This is a genomic window from Clostridium sp. Marseille-P3244, from assembly GCF_900120155.1.
Lineage (GTDB): Bacteria > Bacillota > Clostridia > Lachnospirales > Lachnospiraceae > Mediterraneibacter.
Genome location: NZ_LT635549.1, coordinates 93,603 through 107,470 on the forward strand (window position 1 = coordinate 93,603; position 13,868 = coordinate 107,470).

At 47.7% G+C, this 13,868-nt stretch carries 10 protein-coding genes; 3 read left to right on the top strand and 7 right to left on the bottom strand.

Features of this window, described 5'->3' with window-relative positions; genetic code table 11:
• Positions 1–2: 2 nt before the first annotated feature.
• The 5 genes from BQ7367_RS02190 to BQ7367_RS02210 all read right to left on the bottom strand — a co-directional run bounded on the left by BQ7367_RS02190 (position 3) and on the right by BQ7367_RS02210 (position 5,041).
• A complete protein-coding gene (locus tag BQ7367_RS02190; RefSeq protein ID WP_442855332.1) occupies positions 3–869 on the bottom strand; it encodes a KilA-N domain-containing protein in 867 nt (288 codons plus the stop codon).
• A gap of 41 nt (positions 870–910) precedes the next feature.
• On the bottom strand, positions 911–1,204 hold the full coding sequence (locus tag BQ7367_RS02195; protein ID WP_072524006.1) for a hypothetical protein: 294 nt from the start codon (positions 1,202–1,204) through the stop codon (positions 911–913).
• A 103-nt stretch (positions 1,205–1,307) separates the two neighbouring features.
• Entirely contained in the window at positions 1,308–2,681 is a 1,374-nt protein-coding gene (gene rlmD / locus BQ7367_RS02200; protein ID WP_072524007.1) for a 23S rRNA (uracil(1939)-C(5))-methyltransferase RlmD, read from the bottom strand.
• Positions 2,682–2,751: 70 nt separating this feature from the next.
• Positions 2,752–3,696 carry a 3'-5' exoribonuclease YhaM family protein gene (locus BQ7367_RS02205; protein ID WP_072524008.1) on the bottom strand — a complete coding sequence of 315 codons (945 nt, stop codon included), beginning with the start codon at positions 3,694–3,696 and terminating at the stop codon, positions 2,752–2,754.
• A 64-nt stretch (positions 3,697–3,760) separates the two neighbouring features.
• A complete protein-coding gene (locus tag BQ7367_RS02210; RefSeq protein WP_072524009.1) occupies positions 3,761–5,041 on the bottom strand; it encodes a S1C family serine protease in 1,281 nt (426 codons plus the stop codon).
• Positions 5,042–5,182: 141 nt separating this feature from the next.
• On the opposite strand from BQ7367_RS02210, the gene BQ7367_RS02215 reads away from it, so the two are divergent.
• The 3 genes from BQ7367_RS02215 to BQ7367_RS02225 all read left to right on the top strand — a co-directional run bounded on the left by BQ7367_RS02215 (position 5,183) and on the right by BQ7367_RS02225 (position 9,824).
• Positions 5,183–7,558 (top strand): endonuclease MutS2, encoded by a 2,376-nt coding sequence (locus tag BQ7367_RS02215; protein WP_072524010.1) that lies wholly within the window; start codon positions 5,183–5,185, stop codon positions 7,556–7,558.
• Between the two features lie 107 nt (positions 7,559–7,665).
• Positions 7,666–8,364 (top strand): response regulator transcription factor, encoded by a 699-nt coding sequence (locus BQ7367_RS02220; RefSeq protein ID WP_072526037.1) that lies wholly within the window; start codon positions 7,666–7,668, stop codon positions 8,362–8,364.
• Positions 8,365–8,417: 53 nt separating this feature from the next.
• On the top strand, positions 8,418–9,824 hold the full coding sequence (locus BQ7367_RS02225) for a sensor histidine kinase (protein WP_072524011.1): 1,407 nt from the start codon (positions 8,418–8,420) through the stop codon (positions 9,822–9,824).
• 190 nt (positions 9,825–10,014) lie between these two features.
• Here the strand turns inward: BQ7367_RS02225 and BQ7367_RS02230 are convergent, their stop codons facing one another.
• Both BQ7367_RS02230 and adhE read right to left on the bottom strand, forming a co-directional pair.
• Positions 10,015–10,770, bottom strand: a complete 756-nt coding sequence (locus BQ7367_RS02230) for an aminoglycoside phosphotransferase family protein (RefSeq protein ID WP_072524012.1) — start codon at positions 10,768–10,770, stop codon at positions 10,015–10,017.
• A 236-nt stretch (positions 10,771–11,006) separates the two neighbouring features.
• A complete protein-coding gene (gene adhE, locus BQ7367_RS02235; RefSeq protein ID WP_072524013.1) occupies positions 11,007–13,628 on the bottom strand; it encodes a bifunctional acetaldehyde-CoA/alcohol dehydrogenase in 2,622 nt (873 codons plus the stop codon).
• Positions 13,629–13,868: the final 240 nt, after the last annotated feature.

The window sequence follows — 13,868 nt, forward strand, 5'->3', positions numbered from 1 at the left end:
GTTTATCTCCTCTGCATTTCCATTTCAATTCTCGGTAAATCATTTAAACTTACCGTCTCCAATGTCCGCAACTGCTGTACCGCTAACTGTCTTAATAATTCCATTCGTTCTTTTTGACTTTTTCCCTGATTAATTAAAACCGCATTATAACTTTCCAAATTCGCAAGTACCAGTAATTGATTCAGAGTTGCTACATCCCGCATATTTCCTTTCGATGTTGGATTTTCATCTTTCCACTGTTTTGCGGTTTTTCCAAATAAAACAACATTCAACATATCTGCTTCATTCGCATAGGTATATGCCACCTGTGCAGGCGTTAATTCTGGGGGAATCAGATTTTCTTTAATCGCATCCGTATGTATCCTATAATTCAATTTAGAAATCTCTCTATTCAAATTCCAATTCAAAGACAATCGACTGTTTTCATCTGTCTTTAAACGCCTATAGTCTTTCATAATATATAACTGGAACTCTGGAGAAATCCATGTTGCAAAAGACATGGCAATATCGCTATGAGCATATGTTCCTCCATAACGTCCTGCTTTTGAAACAATGCCAATGGCATTCGTGGCTTCTATCCACTTCTTTGGTGACATTGTAAAAGCATTCGCTCCAGCCTGCTTTTTAAACCCCTCGAATTCGAGGGGTTTAAAATCTGGATTATGCAGCCTTTCCCAGAGACCTAAAAATTCTATCACATCCCGATTCCTCATCCAGTTTTGAATAACTGCTGCCGGATCATCGCTCTTATATCGAGCAATATCCGTCAAGGAAATAAATTCATTTTCAAAATCCTGCGTATAAATTCCAATATCAACTCCAGCCGCATGAATTGTATCTTTAATTATTTTCCCCATTGTACCTCCCATAAGCAAACCATAACATTTTGAAACACCGTATCCTTTTCCCTTTAAGAGAAATCTGCTGAGTAACTATCTTCATCTTCCCACATTTCCCGATATGCTTCAATATAATCCCTAATACAACCGGGATATACATCCAAATACTTTCTACATACCCTTTTGTACAATCCCAACATTTTTTCATCACACGCAAAGTCCAGTAAATAATCTAACAAATGTGACAATTCATCTTCTGACACAGTTCTATTGCACACATCTTCAACCAATGGCAGATAAACCTCATAGGCTTTCTGATGTAATTGGACTATCTGCTCCGCAATCTGGTAAATATTTTCCTCCATTTAGATTACCTCAAAATACTTAAGCGCCTCCATTATCGCTTCTGCCTTTTCTTTCGGCGGACGTTTCCTCGAATGCTTCAATTCCTCTGTCGCATTAGGCGCATCATACACTGTCCGGGGATTTATGGGATAACAGTACTACCGTCTCCACATGGACAGTCATCGGGAACATGTCCACCGCCCGCACCTTTTTCAATTCATACCCTCCCCCGCACAGCACTTTCAGATCTCTCGCCAGTGTCGCGGGATCGCAGCTTACATACACAACTTTCTCCGGCTGCATCTCCAGGATCGTCTCCAGCAGCGTCCGATCGCATCCCTTTCTCGGCGGATCCACTACGATCACGTCCGCCCGCTTCTCCGGGAACCGGGGCAGCACTTCCTCTGCCTTCCCCACATAAAACCGGGCGTTCTTTATCCCGTTAATCTCTGCATTCTTTCTTGCGTCCTCAATGGCCTGGGGCACGATCTCCACCCCATATACCTGCCCGGCTTTCTGTGCCAGAAAAAGAGAAATGGTGCCGATGCCGCAGTACAGATCCCACACGGTCTCCCCGCCTTTCAGGTCTGCGTATTCCAGTGCCAGCTCATACAGTTTCTCTGTCTGGACCGGATTCACCTGATAGAAGGAAAGCGGTGAGATCTGATATCGGATCTTCCCGATATAATCTGTGATATACCCTTGTCCCCAAAGTACTTCACAGCGTTCCCCCATGATCACGTTTGTCTGTTTCGTATTGGGACTTATAGTGATGCTGGTCATTCCATCTATCTCAGTCAATCTACGGATCAGCCTGTCCACATGGGGGATCCGGTCCCCGTTGATCACAAAGCAGACCAGGATCTCTTTTGTCGTAAATCCGGACCGGATCAGTACATGGCGGATCAGTCCCTTTCCAGTCTTCTCATCATACGCAGCGATGTGCTCTGTTTTCATAAAGTCCAGGATGATCTCCAGGATCTCCCGGTTCACAGGCAGTCCCAGCGCGCAGTCTGTATTGGGAATGATATCATGTGTCCTTCCCGCATAGAATCCGGTTATCGGGTTTCCCTCCCGGTCTGTGCCGAACGGAAACTGTGCCTTATTCCGGTACCCGAACGGCTCCTTCATCCCGATAACGGGATCCATGATCTGATTCAGAAGCTCTCTGTCAAATCCTCCCAGACGCTCCAGATTCCCGCGGACTTTCTGTTCTTTGAAAGCCAGCTGTTTCTCGTAGGACATTTCCTGGATCTGGCACCCGCCGCACTTCCTCGCATAAGGACAGCGTGGCTGGACTCTGTCCTCAGAGGGACGGATCACTTGTACCAGTCTGGCATACCCGTAATTCTTCTTTGCCTTCACCACTTTCACTTCCGCCAGATCGCCGATCACCGCGTCTTTTACAAACAGGGTGTATCCGTCCACTTTCCCGATTCCTTCCCCGTTGACTCCAATGTCCGTGATCTCCACCACGGCCGTATCATTCTTCTGCATAGCATTCTCCTGTAATAAATCCTGTGATAAAGAAAAGGCTGCGCCTCCAAGCGCAGTCTTTCTGACGTTTCTAAACTCCTGATGTCCTTCTGAGATTGGATTCAAACAGCCGGTTATATCCGATCCAGTCCGTTCCTGTCTTGCCTTTGAAGATCTCTGTCAGCGTCTGCATCTTCGCATCCGCGTTATCTGCCAGATTAAGAGCCAGCGCTTCTGCCAGCGCCGGTTTCTTGGGCGACCCGTACTCCAACTCGCCATGATGGGCGATCACACAGTGCTTCAGCTCATTAGCCAGGCGAGCCGGGAAATCTGGCAGAGTCCGCAGAGCCTCGTCGATCATCTCCACTCCGATCACGATATGTCCGATCAGCTGTCCTTCATCTGTATAATCGTTGTCAGGGAAGGAAGACAGCTCCCTCGTTTTGCCGATATCGTGGCACAGCGCCGCCGCAAAAAGCAGATCCCTGTTCAAAATAGGATATGCCCCGGCAAAATATTCGCACAGATGCAGAACACTCAGCGTATGTTCCAGCAGTCCTCCGGAAAATCCATGATGTACAGTCTTCGCGGCGGAGTGTTCTTTGAATTTCCTGATAAAATCCTGATTGCTGACAAAGAAGTATTCCAGCAGCTGCCGCAGATGAGAATTCCCGATGCCCCGGATATACGCAGTCAGCTCCTCGTACATCTGGTCTACATTTTTCTCTGTCACAGGCATATAGTCCGCCGGATCATATTCCCCGGTCTCTGCCTTTCTGATCTGCTTGATATTAATCTGAAGATTCCCGTTATAGCTGATGACTTCTCCGTAGACCTCAATGAAGTCCTTCTCCTCATAGTCCGAGATCCCCTGAGAATTGGGATCCCATACCTTTCCGTCCAGAATTCCTGTCTTATCCTGCAAAAGCAGATTGTCATAGGGTTTACCATTTCTCGTCTCCGCAGACCGCTTTCCTTTGCACAGATAGACATTGCGGATCGTCTCACCTTCATGCAGCCCGTTAATATATCTCATGTCTTTCCTCTTTCTATTCTGTTAATCTATTTTTTATGATAACGGATCACTTTCTGTCCGGCATCTATTCTTTACTGCCGACTGTGACCGTAAAGTCCACATCCACATAGCCCCCGGCTCCCAGGCGCTGACCTCTGATCCTGACGTCTGTCCCGGCCCGCGTCTCAAGGACAGCCTCCCGGTATGTCACGATGCTGGAAACGTCCGTGTCGGAAACCTGGCAGATAATGTCTCCACTCTGGATTCCTGCAGCCATCGCCGGAGAATCCGGATCCACGTCTACCACATAGATACCCGCAGGCATTCCCTGATTCTCTTTCAGCTCAGTGGTCACTGTCGTCCCGTAGATTCCAATGTATGGAACGCTCTGTCCGTTTGCCATCAGCTCGATCACTGATTTCAGATCTGAAATGGCACAGGCATTTGCCGTATTATTCCCGCTGTCATCCCAGACGGAACCGAGGATCAGCCCGATTACTTCCCCTTCCATGTTGAACAGGAACCCGGTTCCATTTGAGCTCACCGGTATATCAGTCGCCAGCACATCACAGCCCCCATCAAAAAAGGCTTCTTTATAATCAGTGGAACTGATCAGTCCATATCCCATCCCATCCGGATAGCCGAACATATTTCCCAGAGCCATGACAACATCCCCCTGGACAACCAGATTGGAATTCCCGAGCGCCGCCACTTTTATATTCGACCACGTAGATTCGGAAATACTGGTTCTTGGAATACTGAACATAGCCAAGCCTGTGTTTTTATCCTGTTTTTTTAAAGCGGCGCCGCAGCTTTTCCCGTCCTGAAATGTAACGGTCCACTCCGCAGCTCCCTCACACACAGAATTATCCGCAAGGATCAGCAGTTCCTGTCCGTTGTCTGCCGTGATCACTCCGGAAGAACCGTTTCCCACCCCGGTCATCTGTGCGTTCCAGTCATCTTCATCCGTCACTGCCTCAACGGAGACAACACACTTTCCCGCTTCCGCAGCCCGTTCATTCATACTGGCCAGCATTTCCTCATAACTCTCAGCGGTCAGGGTCGGAACAGTCTCTTCTTCTGCAGCCTGTACATCTTCCTGTTCTTCTGCCGGCTCCTCATCTTCCGGGATCGTCACAGTCTCCGGATTTCCCCTGAACCAGTTCTGAGCCCATGGTCTGAGCGCAAAAAAACCAAGGCAGGCAAACACACCCAGAATCACTCCATACAAAGCGATCCGGATAATCTGTTTCACAACCTGTTCCCTGCTCATCGGTTTCGATTTTATCGTCTCCTGGAGGAAAGAATATTTTTTCTCTTCAAAGCCTTCCTCCTGACTCTGCTGCTGGTCTTTCTCGTTGGGCATGGATCTTTATCTCCTCGAACTCTAGTATAACCGATTCGCCCGGATTGTTCAATCCTATGTTACTTTCGGAAAAACCTTTTCTTTATCCTGAGAATAGGGTAAAATATTTAGGGTAAATCATTTAGGACATAAGGTGGGTCAATGAATCAGAAGACATTAATCAAACTGGAATTTGACAAGATCATCGCTCTTCTTGAGGAAGAGGCGGGCTCTTTCCGCGGCCGTCAGCTGTGCCATCGGTTAAAGCCCGTAACAGATATTGAAAAGATCGATACCCTTCAGGAGCAGACTGCTGCCGCATACACACGCATCGTACAGAAAGGCCGGGTCTCTTTCGGCGACGCTTCCCCTGTGGAAGAGTCCATGAAGCGTCTGGAGATCGGAGGCGCTCTTAGCATCCCGGAACTGCTGCGGATCTGCCGTCTCCTGTCTAACGCCGCCCGTGTGAAATCTTACGGCCGGCATGATACCCAGGAGGATTCTGCGGACTGTCTGGACATCTATTTTAATCAGCTGGAGCCTCTCGCTCCCCTCGTGTCGGAGATTGAACGGTGCATCCTTTCCGAAGATGAGATCAGCGACGATGCCAGCAGCACGCTGAAACATATCCGCCGGAACATTGCGGGGATTAACGACCGGATCCACTCTACTCTCTCGGGTCTGGTAAATGGTTCACTGCGCACTTATCTGCAGGACGCTATCATTACCATGCGGGGAGACCGTTACTGCATCCCCGTTAAGGCAGAGTACCGGTCACAGGTACAGGGACTCATCCATGATCAGTCATCCACCGGATCCACACTGTTCATTGAGCCCATGGCTGTTGTAAAACTGAATAATGACCTGAAAGAACTTTATGCCAAAGAGCAGGAAGAGATCCAGGTCATCCTGGCCCGCCTGAGTGAAGAAGCCGGGCAGTATGTCGAAGAAATCCGCGCAGACTACCGGGCCCTTACTGACCTGGATTTTATATTTGCAAGAGGGGCTCTTGCTCTGTCTATGAAGGGCAGCCGTCCTGTTATGAATCAAGAAGGCCGGATCCATATCCGGGAAGGACGGCATCCGCTTCTGGATCCCAGAAATGTCGTGCCTATCACGGTTTCTCTGGGAGAAGATTTTACGCTCCTGATCATCACCGGGCCAAATACCGGAGGCAAGACCGTTTCTCTGAAGACGGTAGGACTTTTTACCCTCATGGGCCAGGCCGGGCTTCACATTCCCGCCGCAGACCGCTCTGAACTGGCTGTATTTCACCAGGTCTACGCAGACATTGGGGATGAGCAGAGCATTGAACAGAGCCTGAGTACGTTTTCCTCGCATATGACCAATATCGTTTCTTTTCTCAAAAAGGTGGATGAACATTCTCTCGTCCTTTTTGACGAGCTTGGCGCGGGGACAGATCCTACAGAAGGAGCAGCTCTGGCCACGGCCATTCTTTCTTCTCTGCACAGCAGGAATATCCGTACCATGGCGACCACTCACTACAGCGAGCTGAAGGTGTACGCCCTGTCCACTCCGGGCGTGGAAAATGCCTGCTGTGAATTTGACGTGGAAAGCCTGCGCCCGACGTACCGCCTGCTCATCGGAATTCCGGGAAAAAGCAACGCCTTTGCCATTTCCGGGAAACTGGGGCTTCCCGATCATATCATTGAGGATGCCAAAAAACGGCTGAGCGAGCAGGATGTATCATTTGAAGATCTGCTCAGTGACCTGGAATCCAGCAGACGCACGATGGAAAAAGAGCGGGAAGAGATCGCCGCTTACAGGCAGGAGGCAGAGACCTTAAAACAGCAGGCCGCACAGCGCCAGGAAAAGCTGGACGCGCAGCGGGACCGGATCATCCGGGAAGCCAATGAGAAGGCCAATGCTATCCTCCGGGAAGCCAAGGAAGTAGCGGATGAGACGATCCGCAATTTCCACAAATTCGGAAAAGAGAACATATCTGCGGCAGAAATGGAAAAAGAACGGGAACGTCTCCGCAAAAAGATTAAGGATACATCTTCCGCCTCCGCTCTGGAAACCCATCGTCCGAAAAAGACTCACAAACCCTCCGACTTCAAACTGGGAGAATCCGTGAAGGTTCTCAGCATGAATCTTACCGGCACCATCAGCTCTCTTCCGGATTCCCGAGGAAATGTCACAGTTCAGATGGGCATCCTCCGGTCTCAGGTGAATATTTCTGATCTGGAGATCATCGAGGAGCCGTCCTCCTATGCTCCCAGAAAATTAAACCGGACCTCTAAAGGAAAAATCGGTATGAGCAAGTCCCTGTCCGTAAGTCCGGAGATCAACCTGCTGGGCAAAACAGTAGATGAAGCAGTCATGGAACTGGATAAATATCTGGATGACGCTCTTCTCTCTCACTTGAACACCGTCAGAGTCGTACACGGGAAAGGCACCGGGGCTCTGAGAAAAGGCATCCATGAATATCTGCGGAGACAGAAACATGTAAAATTCTACCGGCTTGCCGAATACGGTGAAGGTGATGCCGGTGTGACGATCGTAGAACTGGCGTAAAATTGTTACAAAATTGTAAAGGGGCCGTGTACCTGTTAAAAGGAGCCTGTCCCCTTTTTCCAATGTATTCTGAATATTCTGACATCAATTATAAGGAGGTACTGAACATGCCCGGAAAACAGAAGATTCTGATCGTAGATGACGATGAGAACATTGCAGAACTGATCTCCCTCTATCTGACGAAGGAGTGTTTTGACACGAAGATTGTATATAATGGCGAAGATGCTCTGTCCGCTTTTGAAACTTACCAGCCCAGCCTGATCCTGCTGGATCTGATGCTGCCGGGGATCGACGGCTATCAGGTGTGCCGCGAGATCCGGGCGCATTCATCCACCCCAATCATTATGCTGTCAGCCAAGGGCGAGGTATTCGACAAGGTTCTTGGCCTGGAGCTGGGTGCAGACGACTATATCATGAAGCCGTTTGATTCCAAAGAAATGGTGGCCAGAGTCCGCGCTGTCCTGAGACGTTACCAGCCCGTCCGTCAGGAAAAAACAGAGGACAAGACAAAATGCGTTGAGTACGAAGATCTGGTGATCAATCTTACCAACTATTCTGTTCTCTGCGATGGACAAAATGTGGAAATGCCGCCTAAAGAACTGGAATTGCTTTACTGTCTTGCCTCTTCTCCAAATCAGGTGTTTACCCGGGAACAGCTTCTGGACCGGATCTGGGGCTACGAATATATCGGTGACACACGTACTGTAGATGTACATATCAAAAGGCTCCGCGAAAAAATCAAGGATCATCCTCGCTGGAGTCTGAGCACAGTCTGGGGGATCGGCTATAAATTCGAGACAAAATAGTAATTGAAACGAAATATCGTCCGGTTCAGAGCCGGACGCGGAGAAGCGTTGCCATGAAAAGTTTACTTCACCTTAAATTTATCGCTTTATATATCATATTCGGCTTCCTGTGTCTGTTCACAACAGCTACTCTCACAACACAGCTTGTGACAAATCGGCTCGAGGAAGACACTTCCCGAACTCTTTACCGGGAGGCCACCCTGATTGCCAGCGATTATCTTCCTTCGTATTTTACAGATGATTCCTCCATATACGCCGTGCAGGCACAGCTGGCCGCAATGCGTCTGTATCTGGAATCTTCTCTGTGGTTTGTGGACAGTACAGGAACCATGATCACATCTTCCAATATAGAAAATACTTCCGCGCCCGAAGCCATCGAGGAATTTGATCCCGCAGAAATTGGAGGAAATCAGTATATTTCCGGTACTTACCACGGATACTTTGACGAAGAAGTCATCACTGTAATGGCGCCGGTCACCCAGGGATTTTCCACAAAAGGATATCTTCTTATCCATTCGCCGGTATCCAGTATCGAAGAAAGATGCCGGCCGATCATGGTGCCGATCTATATTTCTCTGGGCGTCATTTATATCCTGTCCTTTATTTTTCTTCTGGGCTTTCATTTTCTTGTATACCGCCCGCTGCGCAGGATCGTTGAGGCCGCTCAGCAATACGCTCTGGGAAATCTGGATTATGAAATTCCCGTTACATCCCACGATGAAATGGGCTATCTTTCTGCCTCGTTGAATTATATGTCAGCTCAGCTAAGTGATATGGATGACTATCAAAAGAAGATTGTGGCAAATGTTTCTCATGATTTTCGTTCCCCTCTTACTTCAATGAAGGGGTATGTAGAGGCCATGGCCGATGGAACAATCCCGCCGGAGCTTTATGGAAAATACCTCAATATTATCCTGTTTGAGACAGAACGCCTTACAGATTTAACGGGAGATCTCCTTACCCTGAATGAATTTGATACAAAAGAACTTATGCTGGACAAAGAAAAATTTGATATTCAGGAAGTGATCAAAAATACTGCCGCGTCCTTTGAGGGCGTTTGTACACCGAAACATATTTCCATAGAGCTTCTCCTTCTCCCCGGAACAGTCCTCGTTTATGCTGACAGACGCAAAATTCAGCAGGTGCTTTACAACCTCATCGATAATGCGGTAAAATTCAGCGAAAATGAATCTACTGTCACTATTGAGATAACCGGAAGAAATGACAAAGTGTATGTTTCCATAAAAGATCATGGCATCGGGATCCCCAGGAGAGAGCAGAATAAGATCTGGGAACGTTTTTATAAATCTGATCTTTCCCGCGGGAAAGATAAAAAAGGAACCGGGCTCGGACTTTCCATTGTCCGGGAGATCATCCAGGCGCACGACGAACATATCAACGTGATCAGCACTGAAGGTGTAGGCACAGAATTTATTTTTTCTCTGAGCCGCGCAGAATAAGCGCTGCAGCACAGTTGTAAAAAATAAATATTATTATCAAAGAAACGACCTTAAACAGATGGCAGGCGTCATACCGTATTTAACAAAAACGTGTATGGCGCCTGCCACGTACTGCTATAGGAGGTTTATATCAGATCAGCAGTTCGGCTGTCGGTCAGCTTTCGGATCTGACCTCGCCGTCAATATCATCTTATTGATAATCGATAACATCGATCCATTTCATCAGGAATTCCTTTTCCAGCGCATTATCCTTCGTAAGCTGGGCAGCAGCCACGATCGGAAGCCATTGCTGCACATACTGCCTCGCTGTATCACTTCTCTTACAAAACAGATTCAGATACAGATCTGCCGTCTCCTGATCTTTCAGGGCAAATAAAAGATAGGTCATTGCAGCATCGGCGCTGGCATTTCCCTGGGTCGCATGAGCCCAATCGACTACTGTCATCTTCCCGTTCTTTCCTACGATCACATTACTGGGATTAAAGTCGCCGTGGCAGACTTTGTTATGCTTCGGCATACTCTCAAGCCGGGTCAGAAGCTCATACCTAGTGGTCGCGTCCAGCTCTTTGAGCCCGTTGATCTGACGGGACATCTTATCTTTCATTCCTTTGAGCAGAGGCGATACTTTTTTATGCACCTGGATCTGAAGATCAACAAAATCTTCCATATATTTTTCTATGTTTTTCTTATCCGACCGCATCATCTCCTCCAGCGTTTTTCCGGATTTATATTCAATCTCGATTGCCCACTTCCCCTCAATCTGAGTAACTCCTTTCACCTTTGGGATGTCAAGTCCGGTCTCTTCGATCCTCGAAGTAATCAATGCCTCATTAAATACATCTGATTTAGGGTGAGACTCTGCAAAAACTTTTACAATACTGTCATCACATTTATAGACAGTCTTGTAAGGACGTTTTACAATAATATTTTTTTCTTCCAGTTTCATAGGGTGTTCCTCCTCAATTCAACTTTCTGCTGCCTTTGTGATGGTCTCATTATACATCAGAAATCCCTGCAAAGTAACCCCTATCAGATGTTTTTGTATAATTTTTAACTAATTTTTTTGTTCTATATTTATTGTTATTTTTTTATCATTATTAGTAAAGGGGCCGTGTACCTGTTAAAAGGGGCCTGTCCCCTTTTAACAGGTACACGGCCCCTTTTATCACTTTACCACATCATCTATTTACCATAATAGCATTTCAGATAGATCTCTTTGATCTCCTTAATAAGCGGGTATCTCGGATTTGCCGCAGTACACTGGTCATTGAATGCCTGCTCACACATATCATCCAATGTATCCAGGAAGTATTTCTCGTCAATACCGTAATCTTTGATTGTCTTCTTGATACCGATCTTTTCTTTCAGATCCTCCAGTCTTGCAATGAAATCTTCAAAAACTTCTTCATCTGTATTGCCCTTGCAGCCCGCGAATCGTCCCAGCTCCGCGTATCTTGCGAGAGCGTGCGGATACTGATACTGAGAGAATGTTCCCATCTTTGTCGGCGCCTCTGCCGCATTGTATCTCATGACCTCTGTCAGAATTAGCGCATTTGCGACACCGTGTGGCAGATGATGGAAAGCGCCCAGTTTATGTGCCATTGAATGATTGACTCCCAGGAACGCGTTGGCAAATGCCATACCGGCCATACAGGATGCATTGTGCATTGCTTCACGAGCCTTCGGATCATTTGCGCCGTTCTCATAGGCAGACGGCAGATTCTCAAATACCATCTTCACTGCCTTCATGGCAAGGCCGTCTGTATAGTCTGTCGCCATGATGGATACATAAGCTTCGATGGCATGTGTCATTACGTCGATACCGGACGCGCTTGTCAATCCTTTCGGTGCGGTCATCGCATTGTCCACATCCACGATCGCCATGTTCGGAAGCAGTTCATAGTCCGCGATCGGCCATTTCACACCGGTTGTGGCATCTGTAATGATCGCGAACGGAGTCACCTCAGATCCAGTTCCAGAAGATGTGGGGATCGCCACGAAGTAAGCTTTTTCTCCCATCTTCGGGAAAGTATACACCCTCTTGCGGATATCCATGAAATCCATGGCCATATCCTCAAAGTTTGCCTCCGGATGCTCATACATCAGCCACATGATCTTGGCCGCGTCCATCGCGGACCCACCGCCCAGTGCGATGATCGTATCCGGCTCAAAGGATCTCATCTGTTTCACGCCTTCCTCCGCGCACTGCAGTGTCGGATCCGGTGCCACATCGTAGAAACATGTATGCTGAATTCCCATTTCATCCAGTTTATCCTCGATGGGCTTTGCATATCCATTTTTATAAAGGAATGTATCTGTCACGATAAACGCTTTCTTCTTGTGCATCACTGTGCCAAGCTCATCCAGAGCAACCGGCATGCAGCCTTTCTTAAAGTATACCTTTTCAGGCGTCCTGAACCACAGCATATTCTCTCTCCTCTCGGCAACAGTCTTCACATTCAGAAGATGTTTTACTCCAACGTTCTCTGATACGGAGTTCCCGCCCCAGGATCCACATCCGAGGGTCAGCGACGGAGCCAGTTTGAAGTTGTACAGGTCGCCGATACCGCCGTGGGAGGAGGGGGTATTGATCAGAACACGGCAGGTCTTCATCGCCTCATAGTGTTTCTGGATCTTCTCCTTCTCTGCCGGATGGATGTACAGGGATGAGGTGTGCCCGTATCCGCCGTCTGCCACAAGCTGCGCTGCTTTTTCAAGCGCTTCGTCAAATGTTTTCGCCCGGTACATGGCAAGCACAGGCGAGAGTTTTTCATGAGCAAATTCTTCCGAAATATCAACAGACTCTACTTCGCCGATGAGGATCTTCGTATTCTCCGGCACTTTCACTCCTGCCAACTTCGCGATCTCATACGCGGACTTCCCGGGGATCTTGCTGTTCAGCGCGCCGTTTATGATGATCGTCTTACGGACCGCGTCAAGCTCTTTGCCGGGTTTCAGGAAATAGCACCCTCTGTACTCAAATTCTTTCTTTACTTCATCATAGATACTGTCCATTACAGTCACAGACTGTTCAGAAGCACAGATCATTCCATTGTCAAATGTCTTGGAATGGATGATAGAATTTACCGCCATCCTGATATCTGCCGTCTCGTCAATAATGACCGGTGTATTCCCCGCGCCAACTCCGAGAGCAGGTTTACCAGAGGAGTATGCTGACTTCACCATTCCCGGCCCTCCGGTCGCCAGGATCAGATCCGACTCCTTCATAACTGTTGTGGTCAGCTCCAGAGACGGAGCGTCGATCCATCCGATAATCCCTTCCGGAGCTCCGGCCTTTACTGCTGCGTCAAGCACTACTTTCGCGGCCTCGATCGTGCATTTCTTCGCCGACGGATGGGGACTGATGATGATCGCGTTTCTTGTCTTCAGACAGATCAGAGTCTTGAAGATTGCTGTGGAAGTAGGATTTGTCGTGGGGATCACTGCCGCGATCAGTCCGATCGGCTCTGCTACTTTCTTAATGCCGTAAGCCGGATCCTCTTCGATCACGCCGCAGGTCTTTGTATTTTTATACGCATTGTAAATGTACTCTGCCGCATAGTGGTTCTTGATCACCTTGTCTTCCATGACACCACGCTGCGTTTCCTCTACTGCCATCTTTGCAAGGGGGATACGCTGTTTGTTAGCCGCCATAGCTGCCTCGTAAAAAATCTTGTCCACCTGCTCCTGAGTAAATGTGGCGAAAACTTTCTGCGCCTCGCGCATCGCTTTCATCTTAGCTTCCAGCGCCTCTACATTGTCGATAAACTCAGGCACTGTCGCTTTTTCCTTCTTTGCTGCCATTTTGATAACGCCTCCTGTTATTTTTTAAATCTGTTTTTCTGTCTGACCTTAGTATAATCCCATCGTTAAATAATTGTCAATATGATATTTGTTAATATTTTAACATTATTTTTCTGCTTTTATTTGTGTATTTTTAACAAGACCACAGTAATCCCCCAAAATTGAAAAAGGGACCGTCAACTTACTGTTAACTGTCCCTTTCTTAGATATACGCTCTCAACTGCCGGAAGCTTTTTACAT